Annotated in this window: 23 protein-coding genes and 1 pseudogene; 12 read left to right on the plus strand and 12 right to left on the minus strand. The window is 70.8% G+C overall.

What is annotated here, in order from left to right; translation table 11 throughout:
* Positions 1–215 precede the first annotated feature (215 nt).
* Positions 216–584: pseudogene (locus ACFPZ3_RS24250) on the minus strand (ATP-binding protein); the annotation flags it as partial.
* Between the two features lie 194 nt (positions 585–778).
* On the opposite strand from ACFPZ3_RS24250, the gene ACFPZ3_RS24255 reads away from it, so the two are divergent.
* Together ACFPZ3_RS24255 and ACFPZ3_RS24260 are read left to right on the plus strand one after the other, a co-directional pair.
* The gene (locus tag ACFPZ3_RS24255; protein ID WP_379516500.1) at positions 779–2,101 is read left to right on the plus strand and encodes an MFS transporter; all 1,323 of its coding nucleotides are present in this window, start codon (positions 779–781) and stop codon (positions 2,099–2,101) included.
* A 44-nt stretch (positions 2,102–2,145) separates the two neighbouring features.
* Positions 2,146–2,712: a TetR/AcrR family transcriptional regulator gene (locus ACFPZ3_RS24260; RefSeq protein WP_379516501.1), complete on the plus strand. Its 567-nt coding sequence runs from the start codon at positions 2,146–2,148 to the stop codon at positions 2,710–2,712.
* On the opposite strand, the gene ACFPZ3_RS24265 is transcribed toward ACFPZ3_RS24260, so the two are convergent.
* The 4 genes from ACFPZ3_RS24265 to ACFPZ3_RS24280 all read right to left on the minus strand — a co-directional run bounded on the left by ACFPZ3_RS24265 (position 2,666) and on the right by ACFPZ3_RS24280 (position 4,928).
* Positions 2,666–3,862, minus strand: a complete 1,197-nt coding sequence (locus tag ACFPZ3_RS24265) for a serine hydrolase domain-containing protein (RefSeq protein WP_379516502.1) — start codon at positions 3,860–3,862, stop codon at positions 2,666–2,668. The two genes, ACFPZ3_RS24260 and ACFPZ3_RS24265, sit on opposite strands and share 47 nt — an antisense overlap.
* Before the next feature lie 39 nt (positions 3,863–3,901).
* Complete coding sequence (locus tag ACFPZ3_RS24270) at positions 3,902–4,279, minus strand: hypothetical protein (protein WP_379516503.1); 378 nt, start codon at positions 4,277–4,279, stop codon at positions 3,902–3,904.
* Positions 4,280–4,437: 158 nt separating this feature from the next.
* Entirely contained in the window at positions 4,438–4,626 is a 189-nt protein-coding gene (locus tag ACFPZ3_RS24275) for a DUF305 domain-containing protein (protein ID WP_379516504.1), read from the minus strand.
* Complete coding sequence (locus ACFPZ3_RS24280) at positions 4,590–4,928, minus strand: DUF305 domain-containing protein (protein WP_379516505.1); 339 nt, start codon at positions 4,926–4,928, stop codon at positions 4,590–4,592. Before ACFPZ3_RS24280 ends, ACFPZ3_RS24275 begins: the two co-directional genes overlap by 37 nt.
* Positions 4,929–5,077: 149 nt before the next feature.
* On the opposite strand from ACFPZ3_RS24280, the gene ACFPZ3_RS24285 reads away from it, so the two are divergent.
* Both ACFPZ3_RS24285 and ACFPZ3_RS24290 read left to right on the plus strand, forming a co-directional pair.
* Positions 5,078–6,667, plus strand: coding sequence for an FAD-dependent oxidoreductase (locus ACFPZ3_RS24285; RefSeq protein ID WP_379516506.1), 1,590 nt, complete (start codon positions 5,078–5,080; stop codon positions 6,665–6,667).
* Positions 6,664–7,869, plus strand: a complete 1,206-nt coding sequence (locus tag ACFPZ3_RS24290; RefSeq protein WP_379516507.1) for a cytochrome P450 — start codon at positions 6,664–6,666, stop codon at positions 7,867–7,869. The genes ACFPZ3_RS24285 and ACFPZ3_RS24290 overlap by 4 nt, the downstream gene beginning before the upstream one ends.
* Here ACFPZ3_RS24290 and ACFPZ3_RS24295 read toward each other — a convergent pair whose 3' ends face one another.
* On the minus strand, positions 7,870–9,210 hold the full coding sequence (locus ACFPZ3_RS24295; protein WP_379516508.1) for an endonuclease/exonuclease/phosphatase family protein: 1,341 nt from the start codon (positions 9,208–9,210) through the stop codon (positions 7,870–7,872). It abuts the gene before it with no gap.
* Between the two features lie 183 nt (positions 9,211–9,393).
* On the opposite strand from ACFPZ3_RS24295, the gene ACFPZ3_RS24300 reads away from it, so the two are divergent.
* The 3 genes from ACFPZ3_RS24300 (at position 9,394) to ACFPZ3_RS24310 (ending at position 11,582) form a co-directional block, all read left to right on the plus strand.
* The gene (locus ACFPZ3_RS24300) at positions 9,394–9,951 is read left to right on the plus strand and encodes a hypothetical protein (RefSeq protein ID WP_379516509.1); all 558 of its coding nucleotides are present in this window, start codon (positions 9,394–9,396) and stop codon (positions 9,949–9,951) included.
* On the plus strand, positions 9,948–10,373 hold the full coding sequence (locus ACFPZ3_RS24305; protein WP_379516510.1) for a hypothetical protein: 426 nt from the start codon (positions 9,948–9,950) through the stop codon (positions 10,371–10,373). The genes ACFPZ3_RS24300 and ACFPZ3_RS24305 overlap by 4 nt, the downstream gene beginning before the upstream one ends.
* An 84-nt stretch (positions 10,374–10,457) precedes the next feature.
* Complete coding sequence (locus ACFPZ3_RS24310) at positions 10,458–11,582, plus strand: carboxylate-amine ligase (RefSeq protein ID WP_379516511.1); 1,125 nt, start codon at positions 10,458–10,460, stop codon at positions 11,580–11,582.
* On the opposite strand, the gene ACFPZ3_RS24315 is transcribed toward ACFPZ3_RS24310, so the two are convergent.
* Positions 11,574–13,172: an NAD(P)-binding domain-containing protein gene (locus tag ACFPZ3_RS24315; protein ID WP_379516512.1), complete on the minus strand. Its 1,599-nt coding sequence runs from the start codon at positions 13,170–13,172 to the stop codon at positions 11,574–11,576. The genes ACFPZ3_RS24310 and ACFPZ3_RS24315 overlap by 9 nt on opposite strands.
* Entirely contained in the window at positions 13,169–13,720 is a 552-nt protein-coding gene (locus ACFPZ3_RS24320) for a carboxymuconolactone decarboxylase family protein (protein WP_379516513.1), read from the minus strand. Before ACFPZ3_RS24320 ends, ACFPZ3_RS24315 begins: the two co-directional genes overlap by 4 nt.
* A gap of 176 nt (positions 13,721–13,896) precedes the next feature.
* Between ACFPZ3_RS24320 and ACFPZ3_RS24325 the strand changes: the two genes are divergently transcribed.
* On the plus strand, positions 13,897–14,292 hold the full coding sequence (locus ACFPZ3_RS24325; protein WP_379516514.1) for a nuclear transport factor 2 family protein: 396 nt from the start codon (positions 13,897–13,899) through the stop codon (positions 14,290–14,292).
* A gap of 24 nt (positions 14,293–14,316) precedes the next feature.
* Here ACFPZ3_RS24325 and ACFPZ3_RS24330 read toward each other — a convergent pair whose 3' ends face one another.
* Positions 14,317–14,865 (minus strand): carboxymuconolactone decarboxylase family protein, encoded by a 549-nt coding sequence (locus ACFPZ3_RS24330; protein ID WP_379516715.1) that lies wholly within the window; start codon positions 14,863–14,865, stop codon positions 14,317–14,319.
* Positions 14,866–15,339: 474 nt separating this feature from the next.
* Between ACFPZ3_RS24330 and ACFPZ3_RS24335 the strand changes: the two genes are divergently transcribed.
* Entirely contained in the window at positions 15,340–15,777 is a 438-nt protein-coding gene (locus ACFPZ3_RS24335) for a Fur family transcriptional regulator (RefSeq protein ID WP_379516515.1), read from the plus strand.
* A 29-nt stretch (positions 15,778–15,806) separates the two neighbouring features.
* Positions 15,807–18,035 carry a catalase/peroxidase HPI gene (katG, locus tag ACFPZ3_RS24340; RefSeq protein WP_379516516.1) on the plus strand — a complete coding sequence of 743 codons (2,229 nt, stop codon included), beginning with the start codon at positions 15,807–15,809 and terminating at the stop codon, positions 18,033–18,035.
* Between the two features lie 66 nt (positions 18,036–18,101).
* On the opposite strand, the gene ACFPZ3_RS24345 is transcribed toward katG, so the two are convergent.
* Together ACFPZ3_RS24345 and ACFPZ3_RS24350 are read right to left on the minus strand one after the other, a co-directional pair.
* The gene (locus tag ACFPZ3_RS24345; protein WP_379516517.1) at positions 18,102–18,941 is read right to left on the minus strand and encodes a hypothetical protein; all 840 of its coding nucleotides are present in this window, start codon (positions 18,939–18,941) and stop codon (positions 18,102–18,104) included.
* Complete coding sequence (locus tag ACFPZ3_RS24350) at positions 18,932–19,255, minus strand: hypothetical protein (RefSeq protein WP_379516518.1); 324 nt, start codon at positions 19,253–19,255, stop codon at positions 18,932–18,934. Before ACFPZ3_RS24350 ends, ACFPZ3_RS24345 begins: the two co-directional genes overlap by 10 nt.
* Positions 19,256–19,370: 115 nt before the next feature.
* Here ACFPZ3_RS24350 and ACFPZ3_RS24355 point away from each other — a divergent pair, with 115 nt between their 5' ends.
* Positions 19,371–19,754 carry a YbaB/EbfC family nucleoid-associated protein gene (locus tag ACFPZ3_RS24355; RefSeq protein ID WP_379516519.1) on the plus strand — a complete coding sequence of 128 codons (384 nt, stop codon included), beginning with the start codon at positions 19,371–19,373 and terminating at the stop codon, positions 19,752–19,754.
* A 39-nt stretch (positions 19,755–19,793) separates the two neighbouring features.
* Here ACFPZ3_RS24355 and ACFPZ3_RS24360 read toward each other — a convergent pair whose 3' ends face one another.
* On the minus strand, positions 19,794–20,852 hold the full coding sequence (locus ACFPZ3_RS24360) for an LLM class flavin-dependent oxidoreductase (RefSeq protein ID WP_379516520.1): 1,059 nt from the start codon (positions 20,850–20,852) through the stop codon (positions 19,794–19,796).
* A 114-nt stretch (positions 20,853–20,966) separates the two neighbouring features.
* Here ACFPZ3_RS24360 and ACFPZ3_RS24365 point away from each other — a divergent pair, with 114 nt between their 5' ends.
* Positions 20,967–21,461 carry a beta-class carbonic anhydrase gene (locus tag ACFPZ3_RS24365; RefSeq protein WP_379516521.1) on the plus strand — a complete coding sequence of 165 codons (495 nt, stop codon included), beginning with the start codon at positions 20,967–20,969 and terminating at the stop codon, positions 21,459–21,461.
* Positions 21,462–21,469: the final 8 nt, after the last annotated feature.

A 21,469-nucleotide genomic window follows, 5' to 3' on the forward strand; every position in this document is an offset into this window, starting at 1 on the left:
CCGCCATGCAACTCGTGCTCGATGAGCCGATCGACGGCCGAGGGCGGCAGCGGGTCGAGGTCCAGCCACACGGCCGGCCCGTCCTTCCACAGCGCCACGACGGAGTCCGGTACGGGTTCGCCGTCCCGTACGGTGATCACCGGCACGACCAGCCCCTGACCGGCCAGATGCCCGAGCACGGCGGCCGACCCCTCGTCGAGCAGGTGGGCGTCGTCGAACCCGAGCACCACCCTGCGCCCCTCACCCCACTCCCGCACCGTGGCCTCGGCCAGCGCCAGCATGGACAGGCCCGGCTCGCGGGGGAGCCGGTCGGCGGGCAGCAGCGCGGCCACCGCCCCGCAGGGGATGCCCGCCAGCGCCCTGGTCGCGGCGATCCAGCCGGTCGGAGCCCCGCCCGCCGCGTGTTCCGCCAGGATCTCGCGGGCCAGCCAGGTCTTCCCGACGCCCGCCTCCCCGGCGATCACCACTCCGACCGCATCTCCCGTGGACAGGCGGGATCGCACCCGATCCAGCTCCGCCTCCCGCCCGACGAACGGCCACCCTCGCATGCGCTGAGCCCCCTTCGCTCGGCCTCCCCCCTTCATTCGCCGGCGGCGGCCGGCCGGATGACCCCCGAATCCGCGCAGCTCAGGCGGCCGTTCTAAGGTGATGGGATGACCGATGACGAGGTGGTACGGGAAGGGATGGGCGGCTCGTCCTCCGCGCGATCGTGACGGACCGCGCGCGATCCGGGCGTAGGCGGGACTCGGGAGGGTTCGACCGCAGACTCGTCCTGCCGATGGTTCTGGGCTCGATCCTCAACCCGATCAACTCCTCCATGCTGGCGGTGGCGCTGATCCCGATCGGCGCGGCGTTCGGTGTGCCGCCGTCGCGGACCGCGTGGCTGGTGACGGCCCTCTACCTGGCCACGGCGGTCGGGCAGCCGGTCATCGGGCGGCTCGTGGACATGTACGGGCCGCGCCTGCTCTACCTGATGGGCACGGCGCTGGTGGGCGTGGCCGGGGGGATGGCCGTGTTCGCGCCGGACCTGAGCTGGCTGATCGTCTCGCGGGTGCTGCTCGGGATCGGCACGTCGGCGGCGTATCCGGCGTCTATGTTCCTGCTGCGCAGCGAGTCCGAGCGCACCGGCCTGCGTAACCCGAGCGGCATCCTGGCCCTGCTCTCCGTCTCCAACCAGGTCATCTCGGTGGTCGGGCCGACGGTCGGCGGCGTGCTGATCGAGACGGGCGGGTGGCACCTGATCTTCTCGATCAACGTCCCGCTGTCGCTGGCCTGCCTGGTGCTGGGGGCGTTGCGGCTGCCGAGGCGGTCGCAGTTGCGCACCGACCCCGCGCGGGGGGTGGACGTGCTGGGCATGGTGGCGTTCGCGGGCATGCTGACCGCTTTCATGCTCTTCCTGATGGGGCCAGGGGTGGAGCACGCGTACCTGGTGGGGATCGCCGTCGTGGCGGGGGCGGGCTTCGTGTGGTGGGAGTGGCGCAACGCGGAGCCGTTCATCGATCTGCGGGTGTTGCGGGGCAATGCCCGGTTGCTGGCCACGTACGTGAGGCAGTTGCTGGCCTTCACCACCTCCTACGCCTTTCTGTACGGGTTCACGCAGTGGTTGCAGGAGAGCCGGGGGTTGAGCGCGTACCAGGCGGGTCTGCTCCTGCTGCCCATGTCGGGGGCGGCCATCGTGGTCACCGCGCTCACCGGCCGGCGCGCCGTGGTGCGCGGCAAGCTCGTGGTCGGCGCGCTCGTCCAGATCGCCGGGTGCGCCGCGCTGCTGACGCTCGGCCCGTCCAGTCCCGTCTGGTCGTTGGTGGTCATCGCCGCGGTCGTGGGCGTCCCGCAGGGGCTGATCGGGCTGGCCAACCAGAACGCCCTGTACGCCCAGGCCGACCTGGACCGCATGGGCTCCTCCGCCGGGCTGCTGCGGACCTTCATGTACATCGGCGCCCTGCTGGCCGCGGCCGCCAACGCCGCCTTCTACCGGCACGGGGCCACCACCTCGGGACTGCACGGGCTGAGCGTGCTCCTGCTGGCGGTCGCCGTCCTGCTGCTCCTGACCACGCTCGCCGACCGGTCGCTGCGGCGCGTCGGCCGGGCCGTCCCGCGATAGCCTGGAACCGGACAGTTGTCCGGTGGGCCGATCGGGGAGGCGGAATGGGCGGTTTGCGGTCCGACGCGGAGCAGAACCGCGTACGCATCCTTGAGGTCGCCCGCGAGGCGCTCGCCGTCTCCGGCGATGCCACGCTGAAGTCCATCGCCACCAAGGCGGGGGTCGGGCAGGGGACTCTCTACCGGCATTTCCCGACCAGGGAGGCGCTGGTGCTGGCCGTCTACCGGCAGGACGTGAGCGAACTGGTCGATGCCGCCCCCGCGCTGCTCGCCGAGCACGAGCCGTGGGAGGCGCTGTGGTTGTGGCTGGAGCGGCTGGGGGCCTTCGGGCGGATCAAGCACGGGGTCGCGGGCGTGTTGCAGGCCGCCACCCGGGCCGATCTCGCCGGTGAGCACTACGGGCCGGTGGTGGAGGCGATCGAGCGGCTGCTGGGGGCCTGCAAGGGGGCCGGCCTGATGCGGCAGGACGTGGCCGCCGGGGAGCTGCTGCTGCTGGTGAGCTTCCTGTGGCGCGGTGATCGGGAGCCCGGGTGGGAGGACCGCTCGCGCCACCTGCTGGAGATCGTCATGGACGGCCTGCGTCCACCCCGTGTGCCTTCATCGCGTCCTTGACGGCGTCGAACAGGCTTGCGGCCCGCGTGTCCGGCACCCCCTCCTGGAGGCGGTTCATCACATAGCCGAACGCCAGCCCGCTCTCCGGGTCGGCGAAGCCGATCGAGCCGCCGAGGCCGCCGAATCCGAAGGCCGTGGGGGAGTACCAGTACGCGTCCGGGGTGGGCAGGCCGAAGCCGGTGCCGATGCGGACGGGTACGCGCAGGATGCGGTCGATGCCGGCGGCCTGTTCCACGGTCGCGTCCGCGAGGGCGCCGGCGGTGAGGACGCGGTGCCCGTCCACCTCGCCGATGAGGGCGGCGTAGAAGCGGGCCAGGGCGTGGGCCGTGCAGAGGCCGTTGGTGGCGGGCATCTCTGCGGCCTGCTCCGCCGGGTCGTTGTGGTCCAGCGCGGGCTGGACGAGGGTCATCGCGCGTACGGTCAGCGACGCAGGGTCGGCGTAGGCCGCCATCACCTCGCGCATGGGCTCGGGGACGGCGTCCAGGTCGATCGCGGAGGGCTCGAAGCCGCCCGGGGCCGAGACGATGCGGCTGACCCGGTGGTGCTCCGATTCGGGCAGGCCGATCCACAGGTCCAGGCCGAGCGGCGCGGCGATCTCCTCGGCGAGGAAGGTGCCTATGCCGCGGCCGCTCGCCCGGCGTACGACCTCGCCGACGAGCCAGCCGTAGGTGAGCGCGTGGTAGCCGTGTTCCGTGCCCGGCTCCCAGAACGGCCGCTGCGCCGCCAGCGCGTTCACCACGGGCTCCCAGGCGATCGCCTCCGCCGGGGTGATCGGGTGGTCGAGGGTGGGCAGGCCGGCCTGGTGGGTGAGTAGCCACCGTACCGGGATGTGCTCCTTGCCGCCCGCCGCGAACTCGGGCCAGTAGCGGGCCACGGGGGCGTCGAGGTCGAGCTCGCCCCGCTGGGCCAGCAGGAGGGCGCAGGCCGCCGTGACCGCCTTGGTCGTGGAGTAGACGATCTGCAGGGTGTCGCGCTCCCACGGGCGGCCGGTCCCGGGGTCGGCGATCCCGCCCCACAGATCGACGACCTTTCGTCCCCGCAGGTAGACGCTGACCGCCGCGCCGACCTCCTGCCCGGAGGCCATATTGGCGGCGAACGCCGTACGTACCGCTTCGAATCCCGCTGCGGTCTCTCCGCTGATCTCGGGCATGCGTCATCGCCTTCTGTGTGATGTGTTCCGCGAAAGGGGTCAGCGGCGGAATTTCTCGACGAGCCAGGCGCACAGCTGCGGCTCGCTCATCTCGGGGAACTCCACCGCGAACGTGGCCAGCGCCCGCAACGCCTCGTCCCGGTCCAGGCCGCGAGCCATCGCCGCCTTGAGGTAGTCCTGCCGTGCGGCGGTAGGACGCCCGCCCCCGGACCCACGCCCCGGCAGCCCTTCACGCCACCGGACGATCTCCTCCAGCCGCCCGGACCGCCAGCCGGGAGCCCCGTCGACCTCGACGTCCGGCTTGGGAAAGGCGTGCTCGGAGCCTTCCGGATAGCGTGTGCGCCACTTGTGCACCGCGTGCCGGCTCACTCCCAGGGCCTCGGCGACGCCGAGGACACCGAGGTAGCGCTCGGTCATGGGCGCACCAACTTGTCCTTCCGGCCTCCTTCGCGGATCTCCAGTATTACCCACCTCGCCGTTCGAGGCGCCACAAACATTGTCTCTCTAAGAGGCGATGTTGGCAACCTGGGCTGCACGTCACCATCCGGAGCCTCGAAGGCTTCCGGGACCGCAGGTCAGGTGGCCAGGCGTTTCGTGATGGCCGCCAGCTCATCGCTCTGCACGTGCACGATCTCGTCGGCGAGTTGCCGCGTCGGCGCGTGCTCGCCCTTCGTCTGGATCTCCTTGGCCATGTGGATCCCGTGCTCGAGGTGCCCGGACAACATCGTCAGCCACCCCCGGTCGAACCCGGCCCCGGCCCGCAACTGATCACCTCCTCCGCGGCCTCTTCGGCGGGTACCGCCTGCTGCCACGACTTCAGCCAGCCCGACATCTTCTGGATGTCGGCCTGCTCGCCGGGGATGATCTTCGCGCTCAGCTCGCGCACGTACGCGCTGCCGCCCCGCTCCGTGGCGAGCTCGGCGAGGTGGATGGTCTGACGGTGGTGGGCGATCATCTGCTGGCTGAACCGCACGTCCGCCTCGTTGTACCCGGCCGACGTGTCCGCCGCCGCGCTGCAGCCGCTCACTGCCGCCAGCAGTCCCAGCAGCGCGACGGCGACGGTCATTCTCCAACTCATGTACGAAGGTACGCGGAGCGGCACACAGCGGTTCATGTCCCTGCAAAGACCAGGGAATGATCACGTCGGCCGCGCTACGAGCCGGACGGCAGGGGTAAGGCCAGACGAGCGGGTGGGCTCGACGGGGGAGTGGCCACGTGAAAGTCGTCGTCGATCTGACGCGCTGCCAGGGATACGGTCAGTGCGCCTTCCTCGCGCCGGACGTATTCACCATCAAGGAAGAGTCGCTCCTGTACGACCTGGACCCCGGCGACGAGCAGCGCGACCAGGTGTTGCGGGCGACCGCCGCCTGCCCGGTCCAGGCCATCCACCTCGACTGGACGGAGACGCGCACCCCCGCGGAACAGCCTGCGCCGATGAAGAGCGACGGGCGCATCGTCATCGTCGGGGCCTCGCTGGCCGGGGCGCGGGCCGCCGGGGTGCTCAGGCGCGAGGGGTTCGGCGGGTCGCTGACGGTGATCGGGGACGAGCGGTACGAGCCCTACGACCGGCCGCCGCTGTCCAAGCAGGTGCTCACCGGGCAGGTGCCGTCCGACCACACGATGCTGCCCCGCCTGCGCGAGGTCGAGGCCGAGTGGTTGTGGGGCACCCCGGCGACGGGGCTGGACGTGGAGGGCAAGCAGGTACGGCTGGCCGACGGCCGTGAGATCGGCTTCGACCGCGTCCTGCTGGCCACGGGCACCCGCGCCCGCCCCTGGCCGAACGAGACCGAGGCGGCACTGAAAGGCGTCCACACCCTGCGCACCCTGGAGGACGCCGCCCGGCTGCGGCAGGCCCTGGCCGCCCGCCCGCGCCGGGTGCTCGTCCTCGGCGGCGGGTTCACCGGCTGTGAGATCGCCTCGGTCTGCCGCGAGCTGGACCTGCCGGTCACGGTCGTCGAACGCGGCCCCGCCCCGCTCGTCAACGCCCTGGGCGGCGTGATCGGCGACGTGGCGGCCCAGATGCAGCTCGAACACGGTGTGGACCTGCGCTGCGACACCACGGTGACGGCCCTGGAGGGCGACGTGGAGGGGCGGTTGCGCGGGGCCCGGCTGTCGGACGGCAGCACGGTGGAGGCCGAGGTGGCGGTCGTCGCGCTCGGCTCCGTACGCAACGTCGAGTGGCTGCACGACTCCGGGCTGGCAGCCGGCGTGTGGGGGGTGGCCTGCGACGCGGGGTGCCGGGCCGTGGACACCAACGGCCTGGTCATGGACGACGTGTTCGTGGCCGGGGACATCGCCCGGTTCCCGCACCCGCTCTACCAGTACCAGTTCATGACCCTGGAGCACTGGGGCAACGCGGTCGCCCAGGCCGAGATCGCCGCCCACAACATGGTCGCGGGACAGGCGCACCGATGGCCGCACCTGGCGGTGCCGGTGTTCTGGTCCAGCCAGTTCGGGGTCAACATCAAGTCGGTCGGCGTGCCCACGTTCGCCGACGAGATCGTCATCACGCAGGGCTCGACGGAGGAGCGGCGGTTCGTGGCCGTGTACGGCTACCAGGGGCGGGTCACCGCGGCGGTCACCTTCGACCAGGGGTTGTGGCTGGAGTTCTACCAGCGGCTGATCGAGCGGGCCGCGCCGTTCCCGCCCGAGTTCCGGCACGTGAACCGGCGGGAGGCGGCGCGCCCCGAGCCGGCGCGGGTGCCCGACAGGCTGGTCGCCACGGCGGGGGCGACCGTGGTGGTGACCGGTCACGATCCGGCGGAGCGGCGCGCCACGCTGGTGCACAGGGAGCACATGCCATGACCTCGGACAACGTCTTCCAGCGGATCCTCGACCCGGCGGAGCGCGCCAATCCCTACCCGCTCCTCGACCGGCTCCGCGAGACGCCGGTGGCGCGGCAGGAGGACGGCACGTACGTCGTCAGCACCTACCGCGAGATCGTCGAGCTGCTGCACGACCCGCGCATCAGCTCCGACCGCCGCCACCTCGTCTCCGCGGCCGAGCCGCCGGACATCACGCCCTCGTTCATCGGGCTCGACCCGCCCGAGCACGACCGGCTGCGCGCTCTGACCATGCGGCACTTCGGGCCGCCGCACTCGCCCGGCACGATCGACGCGCTGCGGCCGGCGATGCTGGAGGTCACCACAGCCCTGATCGACGCCATCGCGGGCAAGGGCAGGGCCGATCTCGTGGACGAGGTCGCCTACCCGCTGCCGGTCGCGATGATCTGCCGGCTGCTCGGCGTGCCTGAGGAGGACGAGTCGCAGTTCCACGCGTGGGCCGACCAGATCATCGAGACGCTCGGGCCGGGCGAGGAGGACCGCGCGGAACGGGAGCGGGAGCGGCATGAGGTGGCGAAGGAGCTGGAAGGCTACCTCGGCGGGCTGGCCGAGGTACGCCGGCAGGAGCCGGGGCAGGACATGTTGTCCGGGCTCGTCACGTACCGGGGGCCGGAGGGCGGCATGACGCCGCGGGAGGTCGTCGCCACCTCCGTGCTGCTGCTGATCGCCGGCCACGAGACCACGATCAACCTCATCGCCAACGGCATGCTCACCTTCCTGCGCGAACCCGACCTGCTGGCACGCCTGCGCGAAGACCCCGGCCTGATCATCCCGGCCGTCGAGGAGCTGCTGCGTTTCGAGCCGCCCGTGCAGCTCGTGTCCTCACGGGTGGCCCTCGACGACATCACCGTCGCCGGCACCACCATCCCGGCCGGATCGCCCATCGTCCTGGCCCTGGCCGCGGGCAGCCGCGACCCGGCCCACGTGGACGATCCCGGCCGGTTCGACCCCTGCCGCCCCCGCAACGAGCACCTGGGCTTCGGCGGCGGCGTCCACTACTGCTTCGGCGCGCCGCTGGCCCGGCTGGAGGCCCAGATCGTGCTGACGGAGCTCGTACGCAGGCTGCGCAACCCCCGCCTCGTCACCGACCCGCCTCCCTACCGGCCGAGCCCCATCCTGCGCGGCCCGCGCCACCTGCTGGTCGACTACGACGGCGTGGACTGATCACGCGGGCAGGTGGACCGTGCCCCAGATCGCCCGGTGGTCGGAGGGCCCGGTCGAGGACATGACCTGGCACGTCCACGACGCGTCCGTGGGCGCGAAGAGGTAGTCGAGCTTCATGCCGTCCTTCGTGGGCCGGTTCGTGCCCTGGTCGCACTCCCGGTAGCCGCTGTAGAGCGCCTTCAGCACCGGGAGGTCGGGGGTGACGTTGAGGTCGCCGCCGAAGATCGGCCGGAAGCCCGTTCGTGCGGCGAGGGCGTCGATCATGGTCTGGGCCTGGCGCACCTGGTACGTCCTGTCCGGGTCGTCGTAGGTGGGGCCGCCGGTGCTGAAGTGCGCGGAGCAGGCGATGACGGCCCAGGACTCGATGGTGGCGCACAGGGCGGTGCGTTGTTCCTTGCCGGGCGGGGAGGGCAGCTCGACGGCCTCGTACCAGGTGTTCTCCTCCGGCACCGCCACGGCCACGCCATAGGCGCCGCGGTTCTTCGCGCACGTCTTCTGGGCCGGGAGCGCGCTGCCCTGGTGCTGGATGGGGGCGAAGCGCACGTCCCAGCCGCCCGAGCCGGGCTGGGCCTCCAGCGCCAGCTCCAGGGGCCTGGCCAGCTTCTCGCAGAACTCCTGGAAGAAGATCACCTGGGGCGCTCCGGCGGTCTTCGCGGCGCTGGTGACGGCAATGGTGAACTCTGACTCCGTCTTCGCGTACATGGGGCAGTCGCCGTTGTTGGCGCAGAGGTTCCAGGACATGACCCTGACGTCGCGCGCCCGCGGGGCGGCGGGGGAGGTCGTCGCCGTGTACGGCAGCTCGCGCAGGGTGAACCGCTCCCAGGCGCCGACGGCGGTCGCCCTGGCGCGCAGCAGGCCCTCGTCGGCGCCGGAGAAGTCGGCCTCCGCCGAGACGTAACGGGTCTGCCCGTCGTAGGTGTACTTCAGCGCGTACCGGCCCTGGCCGGCCGGCACCAGCGTGAACCGCTCCCACGCGCCGATGGAGCCGTCCTGGCGGGCGCGCAGCATGCCCTCGTGGGTTCCCGCGTCGTGGAACTCCGCGGACACGTAGCGGCCGTTGGACTCCTGCCGGAGCGCGGTGGTCTTGCCGTCGGTGTCGGTGTGCAGGGTGAACGTCTCCCCGGAACTGACGCGGTCGGCAGTGGCGCGCAGTTTGCCGTACTGGTCGCCTGATAAGCCGAGTTCGGCGGTGACGTACTTACCGGTGGCCTCCGACAGCAGCGCGTACTTGCGGCCGGCGGACTTCGCGGTCGCCGCGTCGGCGGCCTGCGCCTGGGTGGCCGGGGAGAGCAGGAGGGTGAGGAACACGGCGCAGAGCACCGAGAGGGCTTTCGTCGTCATATGCCGTCCTGCGGGTCAGGGGGTGTGCAAGGTAACGAAAGCGTAGCCGGGCCGTATATCCACCAAGGGCAGGAAGATCGGGGGAATAGCCGCATTACCGCAGCTTGGGAGATGCGTCCCCGGAAGTCCCGCGTCACTGTGACCCTGTCAGGCACCGTCCCGCAAGAAAACGCGAGGTGAGTAATGGCGACGACCTCGATCCGAGGCTCTGCCTTCAACCTGGACCTCAACGGACGCCACCACAAGGCCGCGCTCGGGGTCTTCATGTTCATCGTGATCGCCCACTGGGCCGAGCACGTGGTGCAGGCCATTCAGGTCTACGCCTGGGGCTGGCCGCTGGCCGACGCCCGGGGCGTGCTCGGGCTGCCCTTCCCGTGGCTGGTGACCTCCGAGTGGATGCACTATGGATACGCGCTGCTCATGCTCGTGGGCCTCATCATGTTGCGCAAGGGCTTCGCCGGCAGCTCGCGCACCTGGTGGAACATCTCTCTTGGCATCCAGGTGTGGCACCACATGGAGCACCTGCTGCTGCTCGCGCAGAAGCTCAGCGGTCTCTACCTGGCGGGCCGGCCGGTCCCGACGAGCGTCCTGCAACTGGTCCTGCCCCGGATGGAACTGCACCTGTTCTACAACGCCGTCGTCTTCGTCCCCATGGTGGTGGCGATGGTGCTGCACCGCCGCGCGAAGGAGCAGGCAGGGGCGAACTGCACCTGCGCTCCGGTTCTCGTGCCCGCGACATGACGCTCACGAAGCAGCGGCCGGACACCATGTTCACGGTGATCATCGCCATCGTGGGCCTGGTGCTGCTGTTCGTGTCCGTCCCGGAGGTGGGCCCCGCCGTGCGGGCCGCGCGCGCGGACGGGGTGAGCGGCGTCTTCACGGCCACCCGGCTGCAGTGCGTGCAACACCCGGGGCATGAGTCCTGCGTCTGGTCGGGAGACTTCTCCTCCGACGACGGGCGGGTCCAGCGGAACGACATCGAGCTGTACGGCAGCGACCGCGACCTGCTCGTCGCCGGCCAGAGCACGGCGGCGGTGGACACGGGGCGCCCGTACCGCGTCTACGGCCCTGGCGGCTCCGGGGAGTGGATGTTCATCACGCTCCTCATCCTGGCCGGGCTGGCCGTGCTGGTGGTGGCCGCCGGACGGCTGCGGCGACGGTGAAGCGGCGGCTCCCGCCACGGGAGCCGCCGCACTCAGGTGCGCGGGCATGATGGGACCTGCCACGTCCCGCCGGAAGGAATGCGCATGACCGCGACCGTCGCAACGCCGACGCCCACGCCTTTCGACCCGCTCTGCCCGCTGATGGGGGTCGAGGAGGAATACCTCGTCGTCGATCCCCGCACCAGAGAGGTGACGCCGCGGGCCGGGCTGGTCGTCGAGCGGGCCGCGGAGGAGCTCGGCGAGCGGGTGTGCACGGAGATCACCCAGTTCCAGGTGGAGGCCAAGACGCCGCCCTGCGCCGGGCCCGCCGAGCTGGAGCGGGAGTTGCGGCACATGCGCGCCGTAGTCTCCGCCGCCGCCGAGGCCGTGGGACTCGCCGTGGTCGCCTCGGGCACGCCCGTGCTGGGGGACGCGGTTCCGCCGCCCATCACCGAGCATCCCCGCTACGACCTCGGCATCGCGAACTACCGGGCGCTCCACGACGAGCAGGCCATCTGCGCCGGGCACGTCCACGTGCACCTGCCGGACCGGGAGCGGGCGGTGCTGGTCTGCAACCACCTGCGGCCCTGGCTGCCCGCCCTGATCGCCCTCATGGCCAACTCGCCGTTCTGGGCCGGGCGCGACACGGGTTACGCGGGCTGGCGCATCCTGTCATGGAGCAAGTGGCCGGTGGCCGGGCCGCCGCCCTACCTGGAGAGCCTGGACGACTTCGAGCGCCTGGTCGCGGCGCTGACCGAGAGCGGCGCGCTGGTCGATCCCGCGACGATCTTCTGGGACGCGCGGCCGTCGTTGCGGCTGCCCACCGTGGAGGTGCGCGTGACCGACGTGCCCGCCACGGCGGGGGAGTCGGTGTTGCTGGCGCTCGTGGTCCGGGCGCTGGTCACGGTCTCGCTGCGGCGGGTGGAGGCCGGCGATCCCGGGCCCAGGGTTCCGGCCGAGTTGTTGCGGGTGGCGTACTGGCGGGCCGCCAGGGACGGGCTCGACGGGCATGGGGTCGATCCGTTCACCGGGCGGCAGGTGCCGGTGGCGGAGGTGGTGGACGGGCTGCTGGAGCACATCCGGCCGGCGCTGGCGGACAGCGGCGACCTGGAGACGGTGACCCTCGGGCTGCGATGGTTGCGGGAGGCGGGGGGTGGGGCCGCCCGGCAGCGGGCCGCCGGCGCGGCCGAGGACGTGGTGGATGATCTGGTGGCGCGGTTCCTAACGTAGCTGCTCGGACAGGAAGGCGCGGAGCGGGGCGATGTGGCGTACCGGGTCCTGCCAGCGGGCCTGGAGGTCCTCCAGCAGGTGCCGTTCCGCGAGCAGTTCGCCGCGCCGCCAGACCCGTACGACGGGGTGCAGGAAGGCGCATTCGTCGGCCCGCTCGGGCGTGGGGTGCCGCTGGATGGCGAACACGTCGGGGTGGTCGCGGCGGCCCCAGCGCAGGGTGACGGTGAGATACAGGTCGTGGCCGGCGAAGCGGGCCACGGCGTAGTCCTCGGGCAGGTCCTCGTAGTGCCGCGCCGTGGGGCCGCCTTCCTGTGGCTCCTCGTCACGGCCGGCCGCGTGGCCTTCCCGCGGCTCCTCGTCACGGTTGCTCGCGGGGCTGAGCACGTACACGTCGGACAGGTACTCGAACTGCGTCCACAACGCCGAGCTGTGGTTGACCCGGCCGAGCACGTGCTCGGTCAGTTCGTCCGGGCCGGCGGGCACCTCCCGCGAGCGCAGCGGCACGCCGTCGTAACGCTCGCAGAGCAGCGCGGCCAGCGTGCGCAGGTTGTAGCGGAAGCCGTCGATGAACGCCGAGGAGGCCCGCTTGAAGTCGCGCGCCTGCATGAGGGTGCCGGCGAAGTACAGGCCCTCGACGTTGGCGGACTGGAAGTCGGGGCGGACGGCCGGCAGGCGGCCGTTCGGGGTCAGGTCGGGACGGCATGACTCGCCGAACAGCCCGGTGTCCATGGTGAACCCGGTGCAGCGCAACACCGCGTCGTAGTCGAGCACCTCCTGCTCACCCTCGGCCAGCGTGTACGTGATCGCCGCCCGATATCCGTCGCCCTCGCGCCAGATCCGGTCCACGGTGCACTCCAGCACCGCGTGCAGGGTCTTGAACCAGTAGCTGTCCAGCAGCGCGCCGTACATGCCGCGCACGTGCCCGGGATGTTTGCTGGTCCACGACAACCGCACCGGGCTGGGACTGGCGAGGTGGATCACCGACGCGTACGGCAGCAGCGCCTGCGCGGTCTCGAACGCCGAGTTGCCCTTGCCCAGGATGAGCACCCGCTGCCCGGCGTACTCGTCCCCGGTCACGGGCGCCTCCTCGTAACCGGCGGCCAGCTCGATGCCGGGAATGTCGGGCACGTACGGCCCGCCCCAGCCGCTGGCCACGATCACGCAGTCGGCGCGGTAGACGTCGTCGCCCGCGTGCACGACGAACCGGTCCCCGTCCTTGTCCACCCGCCGCACCGGCGTGGAGTAGCGCACCCGCAGCTCGTGGGTGTGCTGGAAGTCGGCCAGGTAGCGCACCAGGTCGTCGGCGTGCGGGAAGTACTCCTGAGAGTAGCTCGGGAACATCAGGTCGGGGCCGTCGTTGAGCAGGGAGTTCCAGTCCCAGCGGAGCTGGGTCTCCCGATCGTCCGTGCCGGTGTGGACCTTGTTGAGCGAGATCAGCCGCCGGTGCCGCGGGTAGCGGCGGAAGAAGCCGCCCGGCGCGGCCTCCCGTTCCAGCGTGACGTAGTCGGCCCCGGCGCGCTGCAGGAAGTAGCTGAGCTGCAGCCCGCCGGGCCCGGCTCCGACGATCAGATAGCGGTGGTCGTGGATCACCAGGTCTGCCCCGGTCTGGGGACGTAGCCATTGGTCACGATGTGCTCGGCCGCGGTGGCGTAGACCGCCGGGTCGTCGGGGGCATGGGTGTCCAGGCCGTCCACGTACCGGTTGAACATGCAGAACGCCGCCGCGATCAGCACCGTGTCGTGGATCTCCCGGTCGGTGGCGCCCTGCGCCTTGGCCGACTCGACCAGCGCGCCGGTGACCTTTCTGCCGCTCTCCTGGACCGCGGCCGCGATGGCCAGCAGCGCCCTGAGCTTGTCGGAGATCGGCGCGCCGTCCGCGTCGGCGCGTACCTGGTCGACCAGCGGCATGCCCTCGGGCAGTTGCGCGGCGGCGAACGCGGCGTGCGAGGCGGTGCAGTAGCGGCACTCGTTGAGTCCCGACACGTAGGCCGCGATCAGCTCGCGCTCGCCACGTGTCAGCGTGTTGTCGCCGCGCAGCAGCACCTCGGCCAGGGCGTTCAGCGGTCTGGCCGTCTCCGGGCTGTAGACGAAGAGGCCGCGAATTCCCGGCTCCTCGGAATTGATGCTGACATGGGGCATCAAGGCTCCTTAGTTGTGCTTAATCCGTTTGCATGATCGGCGTGCCGCTCGTCCACTGTCAACGCTTCCTGGGATTGTGTCCGTCATTTACCGCACGGCCCCTCCTTGTCTCACGGGTCGTCGCCACGTAAGGTCGCGAACGGTCCTATAGCCCTGTTTGTGATCGGACGGATTGTATGGCTGAACACCCACACATCACTGTCGCCAGCGGCTTCTACGACGCCCTCGCCAAGGGTGACCTGGACGATCTCCGAGACCGGCTCCTCACCGACGACGTGGTCTTCCACGTGCCAGGGCGCGGCCCGCTGGCCCGTGACTACCAAGGCAAGCAAGAAGTTCTCGGCTACCTGGCCCAGCTGTCCAAGGCCACCACGGGCACCCTGCGACTGGAGCCCGAGGACTACCTGGCCGGCGAGGACCGCGTGGCCGCGGTGCTGCGGATCCGCGGCGAGCGCGACGGCCGCAGCCTCAACGACCACGGCATGCAGCTCTTCCGGATCACTGACGGCAAGATCAGCGAACGGTCGAGCTACCCGCACGACCCCTACTCCGTGGACGAGTTCTTCGCCTGACGCTTTCGCGGGCTGGACGGGGCCTCAAACGGCCTCGTCCAGCGCGTCGTTCCACACCTTCACGTAACCGGTGTTCAGCTCGGCCCGCTGGGCGTAGTGCCCGGGATCGTCGCAGGCCAGCGTGGCCAGGCCGTCCACGTACCGGTTGTACATGCAGAACGCCGCCGCGATCAGCACCGTGTCGTGGATCTCCCGGTCGGTGGCCTCCTCCTGGCGCGCCGCGCGTACGTGGTCCTCGGTGACCTCCTGACCGCCGCGCTGCACCGCGCCCGCGATCGCCAGCAGGGCCTTGAACTTGGCCGTGATCGGCGCGCTCTCGGGGTCCGCGCGGACCTGGTCGACCAGCGCCATGCCCTCAGGGAACCGTACGGCGGCGAAGGCCGCGTGCGTGTGGTAGCAGAAGCGGCAGCGGTTGAGCGACGACACGTAGGCCGCGATCAGCTCCCGCTCGGCCCGGCTCAGCGGGCTGTCGCCGCACAGGAGCACCTCAGAGAGCTGGTTCAAAGGCTGCGCCGCCTCCGGCTGATACCGGAACAGCCCGCGAATTCCCGGCTCGTCCGTGCGTAACGCGATATGGGGACGGGTGTCGCCCCGGTGATTGACGAATTCATGCCAGCGTGGCGGCCACTTGGTGCTGTTTCGGGCATCCGAAACAACGGCGCTCGTCATTTCCCTCCCTGCCTTTCCTTCGCTGATGTGTTCCGACGCTTTTCAGTGTGCGGCGAATCCGCTCCGGAATTCGGTCCTCGCGCGGCCATCAACCTGCACGCCGATGACCGCTTCCTGTCATGAGGCGCGTTTCGGTCATGGATGAGGAGAGGCCGGTGCTGACGGACGAGATGGTCGTGCGCCTTACCGCTGTTCTGCCTCGGGGGAGTCGGCGAGGGGCAGCGGGGCGGTCCACCATTCCGACGCGATGGACAGCCCGGCCAGGCCCTGGCGCGGAGCGGTGCCACGCCACCGAGCCGCACCCGGGCGACTGACTACGAGATTTGGATCATTCGTTCTCTTGTATCGTTCGCCTTTAAGTAGGTATGTTGGGTGGTCATGACCGCATCCAGGACTCCGTCCACCGCCGAGGAGCTTCGCGGCGCCGGCCTGCGGGTGACGGCCGCGCGCGTCGCCCTGCTCGAGACCGTCCGGCAGGGCGACCACCTCGGCGTCGAGGCGCTTGCCTCCGGGGTGCGTGATCGCGTCGGCCACATCTCCTTGCAGGCCGTCTACGAAGCTCTCAACGCGCTCACCGCGGCGGGGCTCGTCCGCCGCATCGAGCCGGCCGGCAGCCCGGCCCTGTTCGAGGGGCGCGTCGGGGACAACCACCACCACATCGTGTGCCGGGAGTGTGGGGCCGTCGCCGACGTCGACTGCGCGGTGGGCCATGCCCCCTGCCTGAACGCGTCCAACGACCACGGCTTCACGATCGACGAGGCCGAGGTCGTCTACTGGGGCGTGTGCCCCGACTGTTCCGCCAGCCGCACTGCCTGAGTGCCGAACTCTAGTCCGGAAGGATTTCCATGTCCGAGAACCCCGATGCGATCGTCACTGACGCGAAGCTGGAGGAGACGAGCGGCGGCTGCCCGGTCGCGCACGAGCGCGCGCCGCACCCGACCCAGGGTGGCGGCAACCGCCAGTGGTGGCCTGAGCGGCTCAACCTGAAGATCCTCGCCAAGAACCCCGCCGTGGCCAACCCCCTCGGCGATGAGTTCGACTACGCGGAGGCGTTCAAGAGCCTCGACCTGCCCGCCGTGAAGCGGGACATCGCCGAGGTGCTGACGACCTCGCAGGACTGGTGGCCGGCGGACTTCGGCCACTACGGCCCGTTCATGATCCGGATGGCGTGGCACAGCGCGGGCACCTACCGGATCAGCGACGGCCGTGGCGGCGCCGGGGCGGGCCAGCAGCGCTTCGCCCCCCTCAACAGCTGGCCGGACAACGGGAACCTGGACAAGGCCCGCCGTCTGCTGTGGCCGGTCAAGAAGAAGTACGGCAAGAAGCTCTCGTGGGCCGACCTCCTGATCCTCACCGGCAACGTCGCCCTGGAGTCGATGGGCTTCAAGACGTTCGGCTTCGCCGGCGGCCGCCCGGACGTCTGGGAGGCCGAGGAGGACGTCTACTGGGGCCCCGAGACCACCTGGCTCGGCGACGAGCGCTACACCGGTGACCGGCAGCTGGAGAGCCCGCTCGGCGCCGTGCAGATGGGCCTCATCTACGTCAACCCCGAGGGCCCGAACGGCAACCCCGACCCGATCGCCGCGGCCCGCGACATCCGCGAGACGTTCCGCCGGATGGCGATGAACGACGAGGAGACCGCGGCCCTGATCGTGGGCGGCCACACCTTCGGCAAGACCCACGGCGCGGGCCCGGCCGACAACGTCGGCGACGACCCCGAGGCCGCCCCGATCGAGGCGCAGGGCCTGGGCTGGGCGAACACGTTCGGCACCGGCAAGGGTGGCGACGCGATCACCAGCGGTCTTGAGGGCATCTGGACCAACACCCCGATCACCTGGGACAACAGCTTCCTGGAGATCCTCTACGGTTACGAGTGGGAGCTGTTCCAGAGCCCCGCCGGCGCCAACCAGTGGCGGCCGAAGGACAGCGCGGGCGCGGGCACCGTACCCGACGCGCACGACTCGTCGAAGACGCACCAGCCGACGATGCTCACGACCGACCTCGCGCTGCGCTACGACCCGATCTACGAGCAGATCACGCGACGCTGGCTGGCCAACCCCGACGAGCTCGCGGACGCCTTCGCCAAGGCCTGGTACAAGCTGACCCACCGCGACATGGGCCCGATCGTGCGCTACCTCGGCCCGGAGGTCCCGGCCGAGACGCTGCTCTGGCAGGACCCGCTGCCCGCGGCGACGCACGAGTCCATCGACGCCCAGGACGCCGCCGCCCTCAAGGCGCAGGTCCTGGCCTCCGGCCTGTCGGTGTCCCAGCTCGTGTCCACCGCGTGGGCGTCGGCCTCCTCCTTCCGTGGCAGCGACAAGCGGGGCGGCGCCAACGGCGCGCGCATCCGCCTGCAGCCGCAGAGCGGGTGGGAGGCCAACGACCCCGACCAGCTCGCGCAGGCGCTGGGCACCCTTGAGGGCATCCAGCAGTCCTTCAACGCGGCCGGCGGCAAGCAGGTCTCGCTCGCCGACCTGATCGTGCTGGCCGGTGCCGCGGGCGTGGAGAAGGCCGCCAAGGACGCCGGTTTCGACGTCACGGTGCCGTTCACGCCGGGCCGGGTGGACGCGGCGCAGGAGCAGACGGACGTGGAGTCGTTCGCCGCGCTCGAGCCCGCGGCCGACGGGTTCCGCAACTACCTCGGGAAGGGCAACCGGCTGCCGGCCGAGTTCCTGCTCATCGACCGGGCGAACCTGCTGACCCTGAGCACGCCCGAGCTGACGGTCCTCGTCGGCGGCCTGCGTGTCCTGGGCGCGAACTACCAGCAGTCCTCGCTCGGCGTCCTGACCGAGACCCCCGGCGCGCTGACCAACGACTTCTTCGTCAACCTGCTCGACCTGGGCACGACGTGGAAGGCGACGTCGGAGGACGCGAACACCTTCGAGGGCCGCGACACCGCCACCGGCGACGTCAAGTGGACCGGCACCCGCGCCGACCTGGTCTTCGGGTCGAACTCCGAGCTGCGCGCGGTCGCCGAGGTCTACGCGAGCGACGACGCGAAGGAGAAGTTCGTCAACGACTTCGTCGCGGCGTGGGACAAGGTCATGAACCTCGACCGGTTCGACCTCGTCTGATCTGCCTCTGATCTGCGCGAACGCCCAGGCCGGTCCCGGCCTGGGCGTTCGTCGTGACGAGCGGGTTCACAGGTCGTCGATGCGGCCGTCCTTGTGGACGCGGTACTTGGCGCCGCCCAGGTCGACGTCGCTGTAGGACTTCCAGCCGAAGCCCTTCTTCTTGGCCTTCTTGACGATCTCGCTCTTGTCCTTGCTGGTGAGTTCCTTGGTGTTCTGGTGGATGTCCTTGTACTTGGGCACGCCGGTACGCGCGACATACCCGCCCTCGGCATGCCTCCTGGCGTCCTTCATGCTCATCCAGCCGTCCGCGCGACTGCGCCTGCCGATGTTCATCTGCAGCCCGCCCGCGAATTGAGGTTCGGGGTTGGACAGGCGGCCGACGCGGGAGGCCACGTCGTTCAGGGGCTCGGTCACGTGGCGGCGCATGGCCGGGGTGAGCGTGTGCTCCACGCCGCGCGCCAGGGACTGACGGATGCGCGCCACTCCGAGCCGGGTGCTCGCCAGAGCGGTGGCCCTGGCCAGCGGTCCGCCGGCCACCGTGGCGGCGTTGGCCCTGACCATCCCGTTGGCCAGCTGGGAGAGGGTGGCGACCTGGCTGCCCCGGACCACGTGGGCGAAGCCGCGCATGACGATCGGCGCGGCCGCCGTCAGGGCGAGGCCCGCGACCACGGCCTTGGCGCCCGTGGAGTCCCAGAAGTCGGCCAGCGCCTCACCGGAGTCGCCACCCGTGTGCTGGACGGCGCCGCGTACCTGGTCATCCGTCTGCCCGGCCACGGTGTTCAGCTGCTGGACGGTGGTGGACAACTCCCCGGCCCGCTGATCCACCTGGTCGGGATCGACGTTGATCCACGGCATCCCCACCGTGGTGAGCATCGTGGCAGCCCAGCCGGGCAGCGTCACACCCATGTCTCCTCCCCTCCCGCGGGCGGGACCAGCGAGGTGGCCGCCTCGTCGGCCGCGATGGCGGTGTTCGCCATGCCCGCGAGGTTGGCGCCGGTGTCGGTCATCAGCGTGGCGAGCCGCCCGTGCACCTCGGACATCAGGGACGCGGCAGTCAGGTACTCGCGCAGGAACGACGCGGTCAGCACGTCGTCTCCCCACGAGTCCGCGCTCATGTCCGCGAGCGGCTGGGAGGAGGTCGCGTACTCGGCGCCGTGGTGCAGCGTCGCGGCGGAGTCCGCGCGCAACGACGACGCATCGACGGAAAGTGCGTCAGGCATGATCCGCACGATAATCAGTGCGGACGGGCCGGCGGAGTTGGTTCCAAGTTCCTTGAATCGTCCGCGTTCGCCGGCCTCGCGGTGCCTAACGTCAGCGCAGGCACGAGGAGGAACGATGACGAACGAGGACATCGAGAGCGTGGACCGCACCGTGGAGCGGGCCGAGGCGGCCATGCGGCGGATCCAGCGGGCGCAGGCCGAGGTGGCCGGCGTGACCGGGCAGGGGGCGAGCGACGACGCCCTCGTCCGGGCGGTCACCGACGCGGAAGGACAGCTCATGGAGATCGCCGTGAGCCCCCGCATCATGCGGCTGACCAGCGACGCCGTCGCCCGCGCGGTGACCGAGGCCGTCCAGCGCGCGCAGCGGGACGCCAAGGGCAAGGTGGAGGAGCTCCTCGGCGACGTGCTCGACGGCGTTCCGCCGCTGGACGCGACGTTCGTCGAGGAGCGGGTCGCGGAGGTGGCCGAGGAGCTGGCCCGGTTGGAGCGCGGCTGGTGAGACCTCGGCCGGCCTGCTGGTTGCAGTTGAGCGCCCGCGTCAATCCCGCAGCAGAGGGAGGAGCTGGTCGCCCTGGCGCTTGATCTCCGGCAGGTACGGAGTGTCGGAGAGCACGAAATGGGTGATGCCGAGGGCCTGGTACCTGCGCAGCGACCGCGCCACGTCCTCGGCCGAGCCGACCAGCCAGGTCGTGCCCGCGCCGCCGCCGCCGTACTTGCCGGGAGCGGTGTAGAGGTTGTCGTCGAGCACCTCTCCCCGCGCGGCCAGGTCGAGCAGGCGCCGCTGGCCGACGGCGGCCTGCCAGTTCGGGTCGCGCGCGGTGGCGCCCTTCGCCATCTCCTCGACCTTGGCCTCGGCGTCGGCCCAGGCCTGTTCGGTGGTGTCGCGCACCAGCGTGGTGATTCGCAGCCCGAACTCCAGCGGGGCGTGCTCGCGCCCGAGCTTCTCGCTCAGGTCCCTGAGCCGCTCGATCCGCTCGCCGACGCCTTCGAGCGGCTCGCCCCAGAAGAGCTGCACGTCGGCCTCGGCGGCGGCCACCTGCTCGGCCGCTTCCGAGGCGCCGCCGAAGTAGAGCAGGGGGTGCCGGCGCTCACCCCGGACGACCGTGCGCGGCTCCACGGTGGAGCCGGTCACGCCGAAGTGCTCGCCGTGGTAGGTGACGTTCTCCTCGGTCCACAACCTGCGCGTGATCTGGATGAACTCCTTGGTACGGGCGTAGCGGTGCGCCTGGTCGCCCTCGCTGTCGCCGTACGCCGCCAGGTTGTCCTTGCCCGACACGATGTTGACCAGCACCCGCCCCTCGCTGAGGTGGTCCAGCGTCGCGGCGGCGGAGGCGAACTTGGCCGGGTGCCAGTATCCGGGCCGGACCGCGATCAGCGGCTGGAACGTCGTCGTCCGCGCGGCCAGCGCGGCCGCGACGGTGAAGGTGTCGGGCCGCCCCCAGCCGGTGCCGAGGAGTGCTCCGCCCCACCCGTGATCTTCGAGGGCCCTGGCGTGGCTGGTGAGGGTCTCCAGGCTGTTGTGATCCGCGACGGTGTCGTCGCCGCGGTGCCCGGGGCGTACCTGGTTCGGGATGTACCAGAGGAACTGGAGATTCATCGGCGCTCTTCCTCTATAACCTACTCTTCCTGTAGGTAAAGTATAGATACATAATGCCTGTTGACCACATCGGGATTGCAGGCAAAGCTGAGAGGGCCTCGAAGGGAGAGCCAGATGAGCATCACCGACGAGCTGGTCGCCAACGCCGAGCGCTACGCCGAGTCCTTCCGTCATGGAGGGCTTCTCCTGCCCCCGGCCAAACGGGTGGCGGTGGTGGCCTGCATGGACGCCAGGCTCAACGTCTACGGCCTGCTCGGCCTGCGCGAGGGGGACGCCCACGTCATCCGCAACGCGGGCGGCGTCATCACGGCGGACGAGCGCCGCAGCCTGGCCATCAGTCAGCGGCTGCTCGGCACGCGCGAGATCATCCTGATCCACCACACCGACTGCGGCATGCTCACCTTCACCGACGACGCCTTCAAGCGGGACATCCAGAACGACGTCGGCGTCAAACCCGACTGGGCCGCCGAGGCGTTCACCGACCTGGAGGACGACGTCATCCAGTCCATCGGCCGCATCCAGGCGGACCCGTTCATCCCGCACAAGGACGCGGTCAGGGGATTCGTCTACGACGTCAGGACCGGGCGGCTCAACGAGGTCAAGCGGTAACCGGAGCC

The organism is Nonomuraea insulae, assembly GCF_042656245.1.